The organism is Vulgatibacter sp. (assembly GCF_041687135.1).
GTDB lineage: Bacteria > Myxococcota > Myxococcia > Myxococcales > Vulgatibacteraceae > JAWLCN01.
In genome coordinates this window covers 12439-30459 of record NZ_JAWLCN010000006.1, presented here as the reverse complement: position 1 = coordinate 30459, position 18021 = coordinate 12439, and the positions used below count along the sequence as shown (strand labels likewise).

14 protein-coding genes, 1 tRNA gene and 3 pseudogenes are annotated in these 18021 nt (G+C 68.1%); 4 read left to right on the top strand and 14 right to left on the bottom strand.

Annotated elements, in window-relative coordinates; all coding sequences use genetic code 11:
• Positions 1 to 142 precede the first annotated feature (142 nt).
• Positions 143 to 544 (bottom strand): annotated as a pseudogene (locus ACESMR_RS15025) (ATP-binding protein); the annotation flags it as partial.
• Positions 541 to 1773, bottom strand: a pseudogene (gene istA, locus ACESMR_RS15020) (IS21 family transposase). The pseudogenes ACESMR_RS15025 and istA, both read right to left, overlap by 4 nt.
• A 124-nt stretch (positions 1774 to 1897) precedes the next feature.
• Between istA and ACESMR_RS15015 the strand changes: the two are divergent.
• A pseudogene (locus ACESMR_RS15015) lies at positions 1898 to 2350 on the top strand (transposase); the annotation flags it as partial.
• 191 nt (positions 2351 to 2541) lie between these two features.
• Positions 2542 to 4161 (top strand): M64 family metallopeptidase, encoded by a 1620-nt coding sequence (locus tag ACESMR_RS15010; RefSeq protein WP_373047913.1) that lies wholly within the window; start codon positions 2542 to 2544, stop codon positions 4159 to 4161.
• A 744-nt stretch (positions 4162 to 4905) separates the two neighbouring features.
• On the opposite strand, the gene asd is transcribed toward ACESMR_RS15010, so the two are convergent.
• From asd to ACESMR_RS14990, 4 genes are all read right to left on the bottom strand, one after another.
• A complete protein-coding gene (asd, locus tag ACESMR_RS15005) occupies positions 4906 to 5985 on the bottom strand; it encodes an aspartate-semialdehyde dehydrogenase (protein ID WP_373047912.1) in 1080 nt (359 codons plus the stop codon).
• A gap of 247 nt (positions 5986 to 6232) precedes the next feature.
• Positions 6233 to 7501 carry a Stp1/IreP family PP2C-type Ser/Thr phosphatase gene (locus tag ACESMR_RS15000; RefSeq protein ID WP_373047911.1) on the bottom strand — a complete coding sequence of 423 codons (1269 nt, stop codon included), beginning with the start codon at positions 7499 to 7501 and terminating at the stop codon, positions 6233 to 6235.
• A 184-nt stretch (positions 7502 to 7685) separates the two neighbouring features.
• Complete coding sequence (locus tag ACESMR_RS14995; RefSeq protein ID WP_373047910.1) at positions 7686 to 8645, bottom strand: hypothetical protein; 960 nt, start codon at positions 8643 to 8645, stop codon at positions 7686 to 7688.
• Positions 8646 to 8773: 128 nt separating this feature from the next.
• Positions 8774 to 8848 (bottom strand) — tRNA-Cys (locus ACESMR_RS14990).
• A 147-nt stretch (positions 8849 to 8995) separates the two neighbouring features.
• On the opposite strand from ACESMR_RS14990, the gene ACESMR_RS14985 reads away from it, so the two are divergent.
• Positions 8996 to 9496: a TlpA family protein disulfide reductase gene (locus ACESMR_RS14985; RefSeq protein WP_373047909.1), complete on the top strand. Its 501-nt coding sequence runs from the start codon at positions 8996 to 8998 to the stop codon at positions 9494 to 9496.
• A gap of 3 nt (positions 9497 to 9499) precedes the next feature.
• Here ACESMR_RS14985 and ACESMR_RS14980 read toward each other — a convergent pair whose 3' ends face one another.
• Positions 9500 to 12307 (bottom strand): choice-of-anchor D domain-containing protein, encoded by a 2808-nt coding sequence (locus ACESMR_RS14980; RefSeq protein WP_373047908.1) that lies wholly within the window; start codon positions 12305 to 12307, stop codon positions 9500 to 9502.
• A 216-nt stretch (positions 12308 to 12523) separates the two neighbouring features.
• On the opposite strand from ACESMR_RS14980, the gene ACESMR_RS14975 reads away from it, so the two are divergent.
• Entirely contained in the window at positions 12524 to 13168 is a 645-nt protein-coding gene (locus ACESMR_RS14975; protein ID WP_373047907.1) for a UdgX family uracil-DNA binding protein, read from the top strand.
• Between the two features lie 4 nt (positions 13169 to 13172).
• Here ACESMR_RS14975 and ACESMR_RS14970 read toward each other — a convergent pair whose 3' ends face one another.
• The 7 genes from ACESMR_RS14970 to rpmJ form a co-directional block, all read right to left on the bottom strand.
• Positions 13173 to 14495: an ammonium transporter gene (locus ACESMR_RS14970; RefSeq protein ID WP_373047906.1), complete on the bottom strand. Its 1323-nt coding sequence runs from the start codon at positions 14493 to 14495 to the stop codon at positions 13173 to 13175.
• A gap of 213 nt (positions 14496 to 14708) precedes the next feature.
• Positions 14709 to 15128 carry a 50S ribosomal protein L17 gene (gene rplQ / locus ACESMR_RS14965; RefSeq protein WP_373047905.1) on the bottom strand — a complete coding sequence of 140 codons (420 nt, stop codon included), beginning with the start codon at positions 15126 to 15128 and terminating at the stop codon, positions 14709 to 14711.
• Positions 15129 to 15212: 84 nt separating this feature from the next.
• A complete protein-coding gene (locus tag ACESMR_RS14960) occupies positions 15213 to 16235 on the bottom strand; it encodes a DNA-directed RNA polymerase subunit alpha (RefSeq protein WP_373047904.1) in 1023 nt (340 codons plus the stop codon).
• A gap of 76 nt (positions 16236 to 16311) precedes the next feature.
• Entirely contained in the window at positions 16312 to 16938 is a 627-nt protein-coding gene (gene rpsD / locus ACESMR_RS14955) for a 30S ribosomal protein S4 (RefSeq protein WP_373047903.1), read from the bottom strand.
• Positions 16939 to 17030: 92 nt separating this feature from the next.
• Complete coding sequence (rpsK, locus tag ACESMR_RS14950) at positions 17031 to 17417, bottom strand: 30S ribosomal protein S11 (protein WP_373047902.1); 387 nt, start codon at positions 17415 to 17417, stop codon at positions 17031 to 17033.
• 48 nt (positions 17418 to 17465) lie between these two features.
• The gene (rpsM, locus tag ACESMR_RS14945) at positions 17466 to 17843 is read right to left on the bottom strand and encodes a 30S ribosomal protein S13 (RefSeq protein ID WP_373047901.1); all 378 of its coding nucleotides are present in this window, start codon (positions 17841 to 17843) and stop codon (positions 17466 to 17468) included.
• 28 nt (positions 17844 to 17871) lie between these two features.
• Positions 17872 to 17988, bottom strand: coding sequence for a 50S ribosomal protein L36 (rpmJ, locus tag ACESMR_RS14940; protein WP_373047900.1), 117 nt, complete (start codon positions 17986 to 17988; stop codon positions 17872 to 17874).
• Between the last annotated feature and the right edge of the window lie 33 nt (positions 17989 to 18021).

The following is an 18021-nucleotide window of genomic DNA, read 5'->3' as shown; positions in this document are numbered from 1 at the left end:
CGCACTTCCGTGACGAAGGCAACGCGCCGGCCGCCTGCTCTCGATGCGCAAGGTCTGTCCGACCGACGGCACTTGGGAATCGGATCTTCCGTGTTCCCTCCTCGGCCTTTGCGAGTGCAGCCGAGAGCGCCGTTGCGCTCCTGAAGAGTACCGCGTTGCCTGCCTCGATCACCGCGCGGCCGATTGCGATCGCGAGGTGAGTCTTCCCGACGCCCGGTGGACCAAAGAGCAGAACGTTCTCGCCGTTGGCGATGAAACGGCCGGTGCAGAGCTCCCGCACCAGCTTTTCGTCGACCAAGGGCTGGAACTTGAACTGGAAGGTGTCGAGGGTCCTGACCGCGGGAAAGTGGGCGATCTGGATGCCGATCGTCGCCCGCTTCCGCTGCTTCGCGCCGATCTCGTCGCCGAGGACCTGATCGAGAAACGCCAGGTTCGGCTCGGTACAAGCGGCCTCGGACAGAGCTGCGTCGAGACGTTGGGCGAGGTGGCCGAGCGGTAGGCGTCCCAGGTGCTCGAGGACACGCGCGTGCACGATGTCGCTCATGCTGGCTCCTGGCCGATCACAGCGTCGTAGTCCGCGAGGCTCCTGCCGAGAGCTTCCAGGGTTGCGGGGATCGGCTCCTCGACGGCTGTAGGCTCGCGGTGGAGACCTGCGAAGTGTTCCGGGTTGCGGATCTCGGCGTGCGGCTCGGTGCACCGAGCATGCTGCGCGACCAGCGCGCTACCGAAGAAGATGCTCACCTCTGTCTCGCCGACCGCGACCCCGACGTCCTCGCGCACGATGCCCCAGGGGAGCTGTAGCGGACGCTGTCGATGTTGACGAAGGAGTCGTTCGACACCGTTCGCTGCATCCGCTTCTCGCGGCTGGGGATGGGCCGGGCTGGCAGCGGGCGGAGTGCCTCGCGCTCATCACGCTCGAACGAACCTGATGTTCGGCACCTCGTGCGTGGTCCCATGGACGCGGGCGTCGGCCTGGCTCGTCGACGCCGCGAGGTGCGCCTCCAGCTCGGCGAAGGAAGCGAACTCGCGCCCGGCCAGTGGGTTGCGCTTCACGTACTTCACGCCCGACTCGACCATCCCCTTGGTGCGCGCGCGGTACGGAGCACACGCCTTCGGCGTCACCCCCCAGCTTTTGCAGAACGCGACATACGCCGGGTGGAAGGTAACCGTCTGCAGCTCCCGGCCGCGTGAGATCACCCAGGGCCTTCGCGTTGTCTCCGAGGAGCTCCCGCGGGACGCCGCCGAAATGAGGGAACGCCTCAGCGATCTCCTCACGCCAGTCGTCTTGCCGCTCGGCAAGAATGGCCTTTACGAAGATGCGTCTCGAGTGGCCGAGGACCGCGGCGAGCAGGTGCACCCGAACCTCGACGCCACCAATCCGGACCTTCTTCTCGCCGAAGTCGATCTGCATCTGGCGACCCGGCTCGGTCTCGACCCGGATCGTCGCCAACTCCTCGGCACGGACGCTCCGTCGGTAGCGCTCCACGGCTCGCTGTACGGTACGGACACCGAACTCGCCCCCTTCGGCCACTAGCATGTCCCGCACCACCACGGCGTTGCCCTCGGCGACTTGCTTGAACAGCTCCTCGGCCTGCTTCCGCTGGGCCTCGTCCAGCCTGCGCCCACCCGGCCGCTCGATGACGCCGGCCTGCGCACCGCGGAGGTACCGTCGGACTGTGTTGCGGGCCCCTCCAGCTCGGCAGCGATCGCTTTGGTGCCCAAGCCCTTCGCCGCGAACTCGCGCATCTGCTTGACCACCTCCGGTTCGACCATCGGCACCTCCGCCGACGGCGGTGCCCCAACTCTCCTCTCCTGCTCCAACTGGACCTTCCTTTTGTCCGAGGCGGGAGGGGGTCAGTTTCCGTGTCGTTCGGGGGTCAATTACCGTGACGCTCCACACCGCGGGATAGCCGCCGCCGTCCGCCGCCTCCTGCCGAAGGTGAAGCAGCAGCGCTGCGTCGTGCACCTGCAGCGGAACGTCCTCACCAAGGCGCCGCAGCGGCTTCGCACCCGTCTAGCGAATGAGGTATCCGAGGTCTTCGCGGCAGCGTCGAAGGGCGAGGCGAAGTAGCGTGTGGAGGCACTGAAGGCGGGGTTGGGAAAGCTGGTGCCGGAGGCCATCGAGTGCCTCGAGGCCGGACTCGAGGCGTCGGCGGTCTTCTACGATTTCCCCGAGGCTCGCTGGCGGCGCATCCGTTCGACCAACGGGCTCGAGCGCCTGCACGGGGAAATCAAGAGGCGGATCCTCGCGGTGGGATCGTTCCCTGATCGGGCGTCCGCGCTGCGGCTGATCAGCTCGGTGGCGCTGCGGGTTACGAGCATCTGGACCGACCGCCGCTACCTCGACATGACTGCGTTTGAGAAGCAGGAGGCACGGGCCGCCTCAAGCAATGGATCTTCCCTCGGTCTGCTACGAACTACACACACATCGGGACTTGACCGCAGCACAACCCCTTGGGGGCAGCGCCATTGACCAGGTGCTCCGAGGCGAGGCAAGAACTTCCGGTGGCCGTAACGTGCAGCGCGGCTTGGGAGGGGGCTATGAGTTCGTCGATTGTCAGCCTGTTCGTGAGCGAGTCAAAGGCATCAACGCTGGTGCGCACTGCTGCACTCTGCGCAGACGGGGCGCGTGGCCTATGTTCCGCGATGCTCATGTGCATCACACTACTAATCCCGAACGCCGCAGTAGCTGCCGAGAAGTCGGTGATTTCGCAGAGTACCCTGATGCTCCTGGTTAGCGGAGACGCCACCGGCCTGACCATCGAGCGTGCGCAGCGGATGAACGTCCCGTACATTGGTACCACAACGTTTCCGTCGAGTGGCAATCGACTTGAGCTTCTGGGTGCCGACAGCACGGTACTGTATTCGGTAGCGCTGGATGGATCTGGTTGGAATCTAGGCGGCTCCGACTGGGTGATCGACGGCGACATCCTTCGTAGACCTACGATCGCTTTCGTTGTCAAGATTCCAGATCTTACCGAACAGCAGGATACCCGCGTAATGGCGGCAGGCAGTGTGGATGAGGTCAGTCTTCTCGCTGCGGGTAGCTTCGATGTTCCAATCGCTTTCGACCAAGTCTATAGCAATGCTGCTTTGGAGCTTTTGGCCACGCGAGGCTGGAAGCTGCAGATGACGCTACCGGAAGTGCGAACGCTCTTCTCGAACGGCCCTTCCGAAGAGCGCTACGACATCGTCGTCCTGGGCGATGGCTACACACTCAGCGAAAAGGCAAAGTTCTTCGCTGATGCTGAGGACTGGTCCGATTGGTTGTTGCGCGGCACTGAGCCCTACGCGAGCTATAGAAGCTCGTTCAACGTTCATGCCGTGTTCAGGGCGTCCGCCGAGTCCGGTGCTGACCATCCGGACGCATCGCCGCCAATCGTGAAGGACACGTACTACGACGCTACGTACGCGTACAACGGTGCGGGCATCTGCCTTTTCACGAGGGACGACGAAGCGGTCCTTCGAGATGCCGGTCTCGCGCCGGATTTTGAAGGTGTCGTTGCAGTCATTGTCAACGATGCACGACATGGCGGTTGCAGCTCCGGCCCGATCGCTGTCGCCTACCAGGGTTCCAGCGGAGTCGGCAACGACACCTTGACGCACGAGTTCGGACATGCGTTCGGCGGCCTGTACGACGAATACAACATGTTCACGACCTACTCGGGTCCAGAGCCTCAGTACGCCAACATGACGGCTGATCACACCTGTAGCAAGTGGAACGTTTGGCACGGCATTGGGGGAGTCGGCTGCTTCGAGGGTGCCGGTGGGCATATGTATGGTCTGTTCCGACCAGAAGCCGACTGCAAGATGCGGGCGAGCCACGAGGAGCACTGCGAAATCTGCAAGGAAGCCCTCGTGCTTCGCCTCTATAGCCGGTCGCATATGATTGGGTCGTTCACGCCCTCGGCCCTCAACGTGACGGTAATGCCCGGCGGGACCAGTACCTTCGCCATCAACAGCCTGGTTCCAGGAGGTGGAGTGTTTCGCTGGTACGTGAACGGCGCCTTAAAACAAGCGGGCGGCAGCAGCTTCACCTACACCTTCGGGGGAGGCGAACACATCGTAAGGGTCGTCTTGGAGGACACCACTCCATTCGTCCGTCGTGATCCCGCCAACCTGTTGGAGACGGCCTGGGTCTGGATGGTCAGCTCGCCGTAAGAGGTCTCGCGGAGCGCGGGGCTCCTCCGTGCTCCGCAGAGTCTGACTAGCAGCCTTTCGATGGGATGATCTTCAATGAATTCCGCGCTCGCGCTCCTTGCACTCCTTCTTGCTGCCGCTGCATGCGGCGAGGTTGACGCAGGTCGATCGCCCAGAGGGCAGGATTCAGACGCTGGAACTGGCGGCGCCGTTGCGGGCGTGGGCGGTACCGGTGGTGCGATTGGGGAAGGCGGTGGCGGCGGCGAAGTTCGAGATTGCGGAGTGCAGGTCCACGAGGACTTCAGGTGTGTCCGGAGTTGCCGTGACGATTGGCTCCAAGAGCCGAAGTGCGTAAATGAGGAGTGGACGTGCGTGCCGCCACTCTTTGATCGGCGGACTTGCTCTGCCGGAGAACTGGCTTGTGCCGGGCTTCCGCTCCCGGGGGATGTATGCACACCGGAAGACGGATGGAGCTGCAATCCGGGCGCAGATGCTCTCCAAGTGTGCCCTGACTTGCTCTGCTCCACCTGCCGAGGATTCTCCTCGCCAACCGTCTTCGGCGATTGCACGTGCACCTGCATCCCTGGGGAGAGCTCCGTCTACGATCTCGTGCAGTGCGAGCGGAGCCCGGATTAACTGAGTCTCACCATTCCTGATAATCGCACGGCGTGGCAAGAATGCGCCGCGGCAGCAGCGCTCGAACAGCTGCACGAGGCGGAGCTGCCCGCGAACCCCGATGTTCCACCGTCTCGGCAGCGCGTGCGGTCAGCGGATGTATCCCTGTGCGTGAAGCGTCTCGGCGACGAGAATGGCGCCGCGGGCTGCGCCCATCTTCGTGTTGTGGGAGACGAGCACGTACTTCGCGCCGCCCAGCGCCGCCTCCTCGCGGACCCGGCCCACGGTGGTGACCATGCCGCCGCCGGCCTCGCGGTCGAGGCGCGGCTGCGGGCGGAAGGGATCGTCACTCACCTCGATCCAGCGCGCGGGGGCGGACGGCAGGTCGCGGGCCACCTCGGCGCCGCGCCATTCGCGCATCGCCTGCGCCACCTCGGCGGGCGAGGCGTTCTTCGCCAGCTTCACGAAGACGCTCTCGGTGTGGGCGTCGAGGACGGCGACGCGGGTGCAGGTGCAGGAGACGGCCATCTGGTGGGGCGTGATCCCGGCGCCGGCGAGGCCGCCCAGGATCTTCCTCGTCTCGACCTGGACCTTCTCCTCCTCCTTCGGGATGTAGGGGATCACGTTGTCGACGACGTCGAGGGCGATCACGCCGGGCGAACGCCCCGCGCCGGAGACCGCCTGCATCGAGGTCATCAGCACCATATCCACGCCGAATTGCTCGACGAGCGGGGCGAGGGTCACGGCGAGGCCGGTGGTGGTGCAGTTGGGGATCGGGGCGACGAAGCCCTTCCAGCCGCGGCGCTGCTGCTGGGTCTCGATCAGCCTCGCGTGCTCCGCGTTCACCGGCGGGATGAGGAGTGGCACGTCCTCCTCGTAGCGGTAGGCGCTGGCGGTGGAGACCACCGGCGTCGTGCGGGCGTACTCCGCCTCGAGGATCCGGGCGGTGTCGCCGTCGACGGCGGAGAAGACGAGGCCGACGCTGGTGGGGTCGAGCTTCGATCCGTCCTGGACCACGAGATCGGCGTAGGCCTCGGGGACACGCTGGCTCGCGAACCACTGCGACGAGCCGCGCTCGTCCTTGATCGCGTCGCGGTAGCGCTTGCCCGCGCTGCGGGAGCTGGCGGCGACCACCTGCAGGTCGAAGGTGGGGTGGTTCTCGAGGGCGGCGAGGAACTGCTGGCCGGCGAGGCCGGTAGCGCCCACCACGGCGACGGGGATGCGAGCCATTGCGGCGTACTCCTGGATGCGGCGCCTCGTGGCGCCGTGGATGCGAAGAGGTCGTGGAGGTCGGGCTCCGCCGGCGCCCCACGGGGGCACGTGGCCCCATCTGATTCTGAGTTTGCTGCGGCGGCGCCCATTCGCCCGCCCCCCGACGTGGCCGGGTGGCTGCAACGCGGACGCCCGTCGACCCGCCGCGCGGATCGACCGCGGCGGGGAGTGGGAAAGCGCCCGGCGCACGGCGTAGCGCCGGGCGCTACTGCTTTCGGATCTCGTTGCCGGGGAGCCCCGGCGAGAGCACCACGCCCTGCCGCGCCTCGGCGAGTTCGGCGTTGGTGGCGCGGAGCCGCTCGGCGAGGCCGCCCACCAGGCTCCAGAGGAGCTTCACCGCCAGCACCGGCTCCTTGCGCATCAGCGCGAGGAGCTCGAGGCGCCCGAGGACGACGCAGCGGGTGGGCTCGAGGGCGCGCACGGTGGCGGAGCGGGAGGCCTGATCGATGAGCCCCATCTCGCCGAAGTGGGCGCCCGCGCGGAGCTCGGCGACGGGGGTGCCGGTGGCCTCGACCACCACGCGCCCCTTCACCACCACGAAGAGCTGCTCGGCAGGTGCACCCTCCCGGACGATCTCCTGGCCTGCTGCGTAGGAGCGCGCGTTGGCGATGGCGAGCACCGCCATCTGCTCCTTGTAGCTGAGGTGCTGGAAGAGCGGGATCTTCCGCATCGCCTCGAGGCGCGCCTCCGCTTCGCCGCGAGCGCCCCCGGCGCGGGGGCCCTCGGTGGCCACCACCAGCGCGGTGACGTTGTCCTTGCCGCCGCGATCGTTGGCGAGGTCGACCAGGCGCTGCGCCAGATCCGAGGTGGTGCCCTGCGCTGCGATCCGCGGCCCCTCGTCGTCGGCGAGGTAGCCGTGGAGGCCGTCGGAGCAGAGGAGGAAGACGTCGCCCGGCACCACGTCGGTGAGGAGCGTGTCGACCTGCACCGACTCCTGGATGCCGACGGCGCGGGTGATCACGTTGCGGTAGGGCGAGACGAGGGCCTGCTCCGGCGTGATCACGCCCTGCTTCAGCTGCGCCTGGACCAGGGTGTGGTCCTCGGTGAGCTGGTGCTGCTCGTCGTTGCGCAGGAGGTAGATGCGCGAGTCGCCGACGTGGCCGATGACCGCCTTTTCGCCGGCGACGAGGAGCACCACGCAGGTGGTGCCCATGCCGCGCTTCTCCGCGTCGGCCTGGGCGAGGTGGTAGACCGCGGCGCAGGCCTTCTGCACCGCAGCTTCCACCAGCGCCACCGCGGCGGCGCGGTTCTTCGGCGAGGGTTCGGTGGCGAGATCCTGGAGCACCTGGTGGTTCGCGGCGACGTGCTCGCGGATCACCTCGGTGGTGCGGGCGGCGGCGACCTCGCCGGCAGCGTGGCCACCCATGCCGTCGCAGACGATGTAGAGCCCGAGACCGTCGTCGGCGAGGAAGGCGTCCTCGTTGTGCTGGCGCTTGCGCCCGACGTCGGAAAGGCCGAAGGAGGCCACGTTCATGCAGCAGGTTCCCGGGCGCGTGCCCTCTGGCCAGAAGGCCTGCGACTGTAGGTTGGGCACCTCCGCCAAGTCAATCGCGGCGGGCGTGGAATCTCACTTGCCGTGTGATTGACGTCCGACCTCGCCGCACACGCTACACCCGGCGTGTGAGCCTCCACGGCCAGGCGCGCAGGAGCGGCCCGGGTCATCCGATCGACTCGCCCCCGCCCTGCTGCCGCGCCCCATCGAGGAGCCCGCGGGCCTCGGCCACCAGCGCCGGGCGGACCCGGGCCAGGTAGGGCGAGGCTGCGACGGGCCTCGCGTAGAAGGCGTCGCCGCGGGCGTAGTAGAGGGCGCGGGCCAGATGATCGGCGGCGCCCGGGCCGTCGCCCAGCACCGCGGCGAGGTGGGCCCGCACCAGGTGGAGCACCGGCGCCTGCGGGTGCCGGGCCTGTGCCCGCCGGAGCTGCCGGCGCACCGCCAGCTCCCGCCACTCGAGCTCCCAGAGCGTGAGCCGGAGCACCTCGAAATGGGCGACGAGGCCGGCCTCCGCAGGGGGTGCGGGCAGGCCCCGCACCGCGCCCCGGCGCAGGTGCTCGAGGCCTGCTGCTGCGGCTGCCTCGGTGGCGCCGGGCTCCACCTCTGCGCGCACCGCCTCGAGCCTGGCGAGGAGCCGGTGGACCAGGGAGCCTGCGCCGGGGTCGAGGGTGCGCAGGGCCTCGGCGATCTCGCGCGCCATGGCGAGCTCCCCGCCGAAGAGCCGATGGAGGAAGGCCCAGGTGAAGAGCGAGCGCACCGCCTCCGGTGGAGCGCCCTGCCCCGCTGCCTGCGCCGCGGCCTCCGCCGGCAGGCCGAGGAGGAGCTCCTCCCTGGCCGCGGCGAGGCGCGTGGGCGCGGCGAAGGACCAGGGCGCCTCCGCCCAAATCGCGGGGAGCGTTCCGACAGGACCGCTCGGCACCGGCACGAGGCGGGGGCCGGTGGCGGTGGTGTCGTCTGCCGCCCGCACCGGCGAAAGCTCTCCCGCCAGGGCCACGTGATCGTAGCGGCGGAGGAGTTCGAGCGAAGGCCCCGCCTTCCTGCCACGGTAGACCCGCACCCGCCGCAGGGCGAGGAGGTATCCGGCGTACGAGCCGGCCACCGTGAGCAGTGCCGGTAGCGTCTCCAAGGGGGCCTCGCGCAGTTGTCGGAGCGGGCCAGGGGCTGGCACGCAGGGGCCCACCATCATCGCACGTGCGCCCGGCCGGGCCAGAGACGAAAAAACCCCGGCCGCTGGGACCGGGGTTTCTCGTTTCCTGGAGGCGCCACCCGGATTTGAACCGGGGAATGGAGGTTTTGCAGACCTCTGCCTTACCACTTGGCTATGGCGCCGTAAGGTGGGGGGATTTCTACCCCTGCCCTCGCTGCTCCGTCAAGCAGGAAACCTCTCGTTTTCGGCGGGATCGTGGCGTTTTTCGGCACGATCCCCCACCCGGCCTTCGCGCTGCGGAGGCCGGGTTCGGGCGCTACGTTCGTTCCATGAGCGACCTCATCGAATCGAAGCGCGGCGGGCCGATCGAGCCGCCGCGGCTCATCGCCCCGCTGCCCAGCGCCGGCTACGTGGGCAATGCCGGCGGCTGGCTCACCGAGCTGCCACCCGATCCGCCGTGGCTCATCGGGATGTGGGGAGCCTCCTGCTGGTACTGCAAGAAGGGGCTGCAGGATCTCGTCCCCCTCGCAGCGGAGGCGGGCGTCCCCTTCGTCGCCCTCCATGTGCCCGAGTTCCCGGACGACGAAGAGCCCGGCTACCCCGAGCGTGTGCTCGAGGAGCTCGGGCTCCCGATCGGCATGCCGGGGGTCTACCACCACCGGGATGCGCGCGAGTGGGCGGAGATGGTGGCCATGCTCCATTGGCCCACCTTCGTGGTGGTGGACCGGGATCGCCGGGCCACCTTCCGCCTCATCGGTTATGCAGGCAAGGGCGACTCGATGTACGGCCCCCTGCGCGCAGCGCTGGACGCTGCGCGCAAGGGGGCGTGATCGTCACGGAGGAATCACCGTCCCGTTCGGCGTGAAGGTGCAGGCCGCTGCGCTCGCGTACTGCACGTCACCGACGTAGATGAACTCGGAGACCGTGGTCGAGGTGAAGGTGTTGTTCGCCGCGTTCACCAGCGCGCCGCCGCAGTAGACGTTGTAGGTCACCGTGATCGGCGTGTTGGAGTTGCTGAAGTTCTTGAAGCCGACCGCGTAGCTGTGGGTCGTGCTCGGCTGGTTGATGCGGATGTTCTCCGGGCCGGTGCCGGGGATGTCGTCCCGGTCGAGGCTCGGATCGTCGTTCACGCTGCTCGTATCCCAGGCGAGGGTGCCGCCGCGGCTGGTCACGCAGTTGGCGTAGAAGCAGGCGTAGCTCGAGTCGGTCCAGGAGGCGCGCTGCGTACCCGACCCTGCGTTCGGGTGGAGCATGTGCAGGTCCATGTCACCAGCGGGGCTCCAGTACATTTCGACCCAGAGGCCGCCGAAGGGATTGGCGTGCACGTCGGCGGTGCAGGTGCCGGTGTTGCCCATCGGGTCGGTGACGGTCAGCTCCATCACGTAGTCGCCGACGATGTCCGGGGTGAAGGTGGTCACGCACTGCGCCGCGTTGTCCGGCGCGGCGCGGGAGCCGGTGGGGCCGGAGGCGACGCGCCAGGTGCAGTTGAGAGAGTCGCCGGCGGGATCGGAGCCCGAGCCTGCGAGCACGATCTGGTTGTTCACGTTGGTGGTCTGGGCACCGGGGCAGATCGCCTGCGGCGCTGCGCAGAGCTCCCCGCACTCCTCGTCGGTACCGGAGCCACGGGCGTCGAGGAGGAGCGGCTCCGTCGCCTCCTGGATCCAGAGCTCGAACATGCCGTTGTCACCACCGGCCTCCGCCGGGGCGTAGCTCACCTGGTAGACCGCCTGGCCTCCCTCGGCGAGGGGGCCGGGAACGCCGAGGGCCGGCTGGATGCCGAACTCCGCGGAGGTCTCGGTGGTCTTGTTCCCGCTCACCATGTTCACGGCGAAGGAGCCGACGTTGCTCACCGTGACGTTCACGTTGCTGCGGTAGTCGATGGGCAGCGCCCCGAACATCACCGGGTTCGGCGTGACCTCGAGGTTGTAGCGGCTGGGCAGGCCGCTCACCGGGATCTCCATCCGCGGGGTGCCCGGGGTCGAGTGGGCGAAGGAGAGCGTCGACTCCTGCCGCACGTCGGCCAGGCCCTGCGGGATGAAGCGCACCGCGAGGGGGAGGCTGCCGCCTGCGGGGATGAGCGTCGTGGTGGTCGGCACACCGGCGGTGACGAAGAAGGGCGAGCCGTTCGCAGCCAGCCGCACGTCCCAGATCAGGCAGTCGTCTACGCCGGTGTTCTGCACGTTGACCGAGCGCGTGTACTCACCGCCGTTGGCCACCAGGCCGAAGCGCAGGGTGCCGGGCCGCACCTGGAGGCTGCAGGGGCCGGTCTCCCTGGCGTTGCCGGTGACGGGGATCCGGAACTCCGGGTCCTCGTCGTCGTCGGTGGAGATGACGAGCTCCGCGCCGTAGTCGCCGGGAGCGGTGCCGCGGAAGGAGACCTTGAAGTTGGCGACCGCATCGCCGACGTCTGCCGGAAGGCCCAGCTCCGGCGCGATCCACTCCTCCGCGTCCTCGCCGATCTGCCGGCGCATCTGCAGGGTGTAGGCGGCGGCGCCGGGGCCCTCGAGGCGGGCGGCGACGATACGCACGGCGGCGGGCTCACCGAAGTTGCGGACGGTGACGACGTTCTCGACCCGGAGGTTCACCGGCTGCTGGCCGAAGTCGATCAGCTCCGGGAAGACCCCGAGGTTCGGGCCACCGGGCCTGCCGGTGACCGGGACGTTGAAGATCGGCGTGTTGGCGTCCGCGGCGTAGAACTGCACGGCGTTCGCCTGCTCGATGTACTCGGCGTCCTGCGGCGGCTGGAAGGAGACGTCGAAGGAGACGCTCTCGCCGGCGGCGAGCTCCATCGGGAACGCGGTCGCGTCGGCGTGGAAGTCGGGGCCGCCCTCGGGCAGCAGCCCCACCCTGCCGATCTGCACCGGCAGGTCGCCGGTGTTGGTGACCTTGAGGTTGCGGGTCTTGACGTTGCCCGGCGTCACCATGCCGAAGTCGATGCTGCTGGGGGCGGGACGCAGCTCCTGGACGGCGCCCTGCCCGGTGATCCGGACGCTCTGCTCCTGGCAGTCGGCGCAGGTCTTCAGCAGCAGCCGGGCCACGTGCGGGCCGCGGACCTGCGGCTGGAAGGTCACCTGCACAGTAGTGGTCTCGTTGGGGCCGAGCTCCAGGCGGCTGGTGTTGATCTGGTAGGCGCTGGACTCGGAGCCGGTCAGCGTCATCTCGACGCTGAGCACGCCCTCGCTGCCGCTCTTCACCTCGAGCGGCAGGGTCCGCTCCTCACCGATGGGGACGAGACCGAAATCGAGCGCTTCGACGATCACGTCGCGGGCGAGGCCGACGCCCTGCAGCGGCAGGAGGATCTCCTTGTTCTTGGCGCCGGTGATCTCGAGCTTCGCCTCGCCTGCAGCGGCTCCGACCACCTCGGGGACGAAGATGAAGGTCCAATTCGCGGTGGCGCCCGGCGCGATCTCGAGATTCGCTGGCTTCACCAGGAAATTCGGCGGCAGCTCCGCAGCCGAGAGCGTGACGTGGGTCCTGCCATCGTTGCGGAAGACGACCTCCGCCTCGCCCTCCTCGCCGAGGAAGACACCGCCGAAGTCGAGCGACTGCGGCGTCGCGACGACGTCGCCGGCAGCAGCAGAGATCTTTTCCTCGCAGGAACAGGCGGCGAGGATCGGAATGAGTACGACAAGCCAACGCAAGCTGCGCACGTGTCCCTCCCGTGCAGTGTGAACACCGACAACACGTCCTGAGCCGGGAAGACAGGCGATGATCGCCTGCCTCCGGACAGCTTTGCGGCTCGAGAAACACCAAGTGTGACAGAAAGTTGGCAGCGGGAGTAATACCCCGACAGGGAAGCAACACCTGCCCCTCATCGGGGGGCGGCAGCGGCGCCGCACCATGGCCATCGAGGCGCGATGGCGAAAAAACCGGCCCCCGACGAAACCGCCGCCCCCCTCGTCCCGCGGGCGGGCGGGGTCGATGCCCTCCGGGAGGCAGCTGCGGGCTGCCGGGCCTGTGAGCTCTGGGAACGGGGCACGCAGACCGTCTTCGGCGCCGGGCCGCAGGGCGCCAGGATCGTCTTCGTCGGCGAGCAGCCGGGCAACGAGGAGGATCTCGCCGGCGCGCCCTTCGTCGGCCCTTCCGGCAAGCTGCTGGACCAGGGGCTCGAGGCCGCCGGCATCGACCGCAGCCTCGCCTACGTCACCAACGTGGTGAAGCACTTCAAATGGGAGCCGCGCGGCAAGCGCCGGATCCACGCCAAGCCCAACGCCCGGGAGATCGCCGCCTGCAGGCCCTGGCTCGACGCGGAGCTCGCGGCGGTGAAGCCGCTGGCCGTGGTCTGTCTCGGCGCCACCGCGGCCCAGGCGCTCCTCGGCCGGGGCTTCCGGGTGACGCAATCGCGCGGCGAGCTCCTCGAGCGCACCGGGCTCGCACCGTGGGTGATGGCCACGGTCCATCCCTCCTCGGTGCTCCGCGCCCCCGACGACGAGTCCCGCCGCCGGGAGCGCGCGCGCTTCTTCGAAGACCTCGCGAAGCTCGCGCCGCTGGTTCGCCGCTAGCCGATCATGCTTCGCTCGGCCGCGGCGCCACCACCGGCGCCGGCGGCGCGGGTGGCTCCCGGCGAGGCTCGATCAACGCGCCCTGCACCGCTTCGCCGTACGCGACGACGCCGATCTCGGCGCGGTCAAGGCCGATCGCCTCCTCCTCCGGCTCCACCCGAAGGCCGATGGTGCGCCGGATGGCGGTGAAGAGCCCCAGCGAGGCCAGCCCGACGAAGAGCACCACGGCGGCGCAACCGAGGAGCTGCACACCGAGGAGCCCCACGCCCCCGCCGTAGAGCAGGCCGAAGGACGCGCCCTCCACCACCAGCGCCGGGCTGGCGAAGAGCCCCACCGCGACCGTGCCGAAGATCCCGCAGCAGAGGTGCACGGCCAGCGCGCCCACCGGATCGTCGATCCGCAGCCGATCGAAGATCGGCACCGCCAGCACCGCGAGGGCGCCGCCGCCGGCGCCGATCACCACCGCCGCGCCCGGTGTCACCACGGCACAGCCGGCGGTGATCGAGACCAGCGCGCCGAGGCAGCCGTTGAGCGTCATGGTCAGCTCCGGCTTGCCGAGGCGCCACCACGCCACCGCAGTGGACGACAGCACGCCGGCGGAGGATGCGAGCACGGTGGTCAGGATGACCCGAAGGGCGTTCTCGTCGAAGGCGAGACCGGAGCCGGCGTTGAAGCCGAACCAGCCGAGCCAGAGGACGAAGCTGCCCAGGGTGGCGAGGGCGAGCGAATGACCGGGGAGCGCCCGGGGCCTGCCCGCCGCGTCGTAGCTCCCCTGCCTCGGGCCCACCAGCCAGGCGCCGACGAGGGCCGCGGTACCGCCGGTGGCGTGAACCACCGTGGAGCCGGCGTAGTCGAGGAAGCCGAGACGGGTGAGCCACCCGCCGCCCCAGGCCAGATGCCCCACCACCGGATAGATCACGCCGCAGCAGGCGAGACAGAAGACGAGATACGAAACGTATTTCGTGCGCTCGGCCACCGCGCCGCTGACGATGGATGCAGCGGTGGCGACGAACGCGAGCTGGAAGAAGAAGAAGGCGCTCTCGGGGATCGCCACCGGCGCGCTTCCACTGCCGTCGGGAAAGAAGCCGGAGCGCCCGACCAGCCCGCCGAGCGCCCACTCGGCTGCGCCGAACATCAGCCCGTAGCCCACCGCCCAATACGCCAGCGCGGCGATACCAAAAACGGCGAAGTTCTTGGCCAGCACCGAGGCGGCGTTGCGCGCCCTGCAGAGGCCGGATTCCAGCAGCGCGAAGCCCGCGTTCATGAAGAAGACGAGGAGCGCGCAGACGAGCACGAAGAGGGTATCGACGAGGCCATTGGCTGCCATGGGGCCACCTCCTGCCCCTGGCCCCGGTGCAGCCGGGATGCCGGAGGCGTAGAACGGCCCCCAGGCGCCCGCCCCGCCCCTGCCAGCGCCGGGACTGCCCGATCCCCGGGCGCCTGCTGCCCAACCAGCAGGCAGCCCCAGGAACGCACAAAGCGGCACCCACCTCCGACGAGGAGGCGAATGCCGCTCTGCACGATCGGCTAGCCGAAAGGCCTACTCGGCAGCCGGAGTCTCGGCCTCGGTGCCCTCGGCAGCCGCAGGGGCAACCGGAGCCTCGGGACGATCCACCAGCTCGAGCAGCGCCATCTCGGCGGCGTCACCGAGACGCTTGCCCAGGCGGATGATCCGGGTGTAGCCACCCGGACGCTGCGCGTAGCGCTCCGACAGGGGACCGAAGACCTTGGCCAGCACTTCCTTGTCGTTGACCACCTTGCCGGCGGTGCGACGGTTGTGCAGCGAGCCCTTCTTACCGAGGGTGATCACCTTCTCGGCGAGCTTGCGGGCTTCCTTGGCCTTGGGGACCGTGGTGCGGATCCGCTCGTGCCGCAGAAGCGAGGTGACCATGTTGTCCATCATCGCTTCGCGGTGGGCCGAGGTCCGCGAGAACCTCCGGCCGGCAACTCCGTGACGCATCTTCTTGCTCCGTCATCGAAGGGCGCCTCATGAGCGCCCCCAGCTTTCACGGTTTCCGGGATGCGAAACGCATCCCGTCGGCCTTTAGAGAGTCGGCGTGCTGGCAACACCGCCGCCCTTCGGCGGCCAGTTGTCCAGCTTCATGCCCAGCGAGAGCCCCATCTCCGCAAGGATTTCCTTGATCTCCTTGAGGCTCTTGCGGCCGAAGTTCTTGGTCTTGAGCATCTCCGCCTCGGTCTTCTGCACCAGCTCGCCAATGGTCTTGATGTTGGCGTTCTGGAGGCAGTTGGCCGAGCGGACCGAGAGCTCGAGCTCGTCCACCGAGCGGAAGAGGTTCTCGTTGAGCTTCTCTTCGGTCTTCGGCATCTCGACGGCGACCGGCTCCTCGGACTCGTCGAAATTGATGAAGATCGACAGCTGCTCCTTGACGATCTTGGCGGCGTAGGCCACCGCGTCCGCCGGCTCCACCGAGCCGTCGGTCCAGACCTCGAGGGAGAGCTTGTCGAAGTCGGTGACCTGGCCCACGCGGGCGTTGGTCACCTGGTAGTTGACCTTCTTCACCGGCGAGAAGAGCGAGTCGACCGGAATGGTGCCGATCGGCTGGCCCGCGACCTTGTTGCGCTCGGCAGGGACGTAGCCCCGGCCGCGGCGGCAGGTCATCTCGATGCGCAGCTTGCCGCCCTCGGCGACGGTAGCGATGTGGTGGCCCGGATTGAGGACCTCCACCTGCGGGTCGGTGATGATGTCGCCGGCCTTGACCTCCTTCGGCCCCTCGACCTCGATGCGCAGCGGCTTGGTGTCGAGCGTGTGCATCCGGAGGCGGACCTCCTTGAGGTTGAGGATGATGTCGGTCACGTCCTCGGAGACCTCGGGCACGGTCGTGAACTCGTGGTCCACACCCTCGATCTTCACGGAGGTGATCGCAGCACCCTGCAGCGAGGAGAGCAGCACGCGGCGGAGCGAGTTGCCCAGCGTGATGCCGAAGCCACGCTCGAGCGGCTCGGCAACGAACTTGCCGTAGGTGTTGGTCAGCGATTCCTGCTCGACCTGAAGCCCGCGGGGCTTGATCAGATCGCGCCAGTTCTTCGCGATGGTGGCGTCGGCCATATCTCTGAACTCCAGTGCCGCCCACCACGCCCGGCTCGAGGCCGGGCTCCACGGGCGACTACGGGGGAGGGAGCGATTACTTGCTGTAGAGCTCGACGATCAGCTGCTCCTGGATGGGGAGCGTCAGATCCTCGCGAGCAGGAAGCGACTTCACGGTGCCGGCGAAGCCCTTCTTGTCGATCTCCACCCAGGCCGGGGTGCCGCGGCGGTCGACGGCCTCGAGGGCCTCACCGATGCGGGCGACCTTGCGGCTCTTCTCCTTGACGGAGACCACGTCACCGACGCGAACCTGGTACGAAGGGATGTTCACCTTCTTGCCGTTCACGGTGAAGTGCGCGTGGCGAACCAGCTGCCGCGACTCGGCGCGGGTGTCCGCGAAGCCCATGCGGAAGGCGACGTTGTCGAGACGCATCTCCAGAGCCTGGAGGAGGTTCTCGCCGGTCTTGCCCTTCTTGGCAGCGGCCTTGTGGTAGGTGAGGCGGAACTGCGACTCGAGCAGGCCGTAGATGCGCTTGACCTTCTGCTTCTCGCGCAGCTGGACGCCGTACTCCGAGAACTTGATCCGGCCCTGGCCGTGCTGGCCCGGGGGGTAGGGGCGGCGCTCGATCGCGCACTTGTCGCTGTAGCAGCGATCGCCCTTGAGGTACATCTTGAGATTCTCGCGTCGGCAAAGACGGCACGACGCTCCGGTGTAACGAGCCACTTGGCAATCTCCTTAGGTCGTCTGCGCGCTGGATCGGCTGGGGCGGCCTGCTTCACAGGCCGCCGCCGCAGCGCCCGAATTCGTCGTGCTGGTCAGACCCGGCGACGCTTGGGGGGCCGGCAGCCATTGTGCGGAATCGGGGTCACGTCCTTGATGAGCTGGACCTTGAGACCCGCGGCGGCGAGGGCCCGGAGGGCGGACTCGCGACCGGCGCCAGGACCCTTCACCATGACCGAGACCGAGCGAAGGCCGTGCTCCATCGCCTTGGCGGCGGCGTCACCAGCAGCCACCTGCGCGGCGAAGGGGGTCGACTTGCGCGAACCCTTGAAACCACGCGCACCGGAGCTCGACCACGAGATCACGTTGCCCGAGACATCGGTGATGGTGATCAGGGTGTTGTTGAACGTCGATGCGATGTGCACGACACCCTGCTGGATATTCTTCCTGACCTTCTTCTTGGTCTTCTTGTCGTCGGCCATTCTCTGCTGACTCCAAATCAGGTGATCAACGCCCGAAGGCGCAAACAATTACCGGGCTGCTGCGCGGGGGCGTGCCAGCGAGCGCTTCGGACCCTTGCGGGTGCGGGCGTTCGTGTGGGTGCGCTGGCCGCGGACGGGCAGGCCCTTGCGGTGACGCAGACCGCGGTAGGCACCGAGGTCCATGAGCCGCTTGATGTTCATCGAGATCTCACGGCGGAGGTCGCCCTCGACCTTGACGTCGCGCTCGATGACTTCGCGGATGCGACGGGTCTGGTCGTCGGTGAGGTCCTTGGTACGGATGCTCTCGTCGACCTGAGCGCGCTCGCAGATCTGCTTCGCGACGCTGGAACCGATGCCGTAGATGTACTGGAGCGAGATGACCACCCGCTTCTCGCGGGGAAGGTCTACGCCGGCGATGCGTGCCACGTGATGCCTCCGGAAATTCCTAGTTTGCTCAGCCCTGGCGCTGCTTGTGACGCGGGTTGGCAGCGCAGATGACGCGCACGATGCCACGACGCCGAATGACCTTGCACTTTTCGCAAATCTTCTTGACGGATGCCCGCACCTTCATCGCTCGCTCCGCAGCCAGGTGATCGACTTCCCG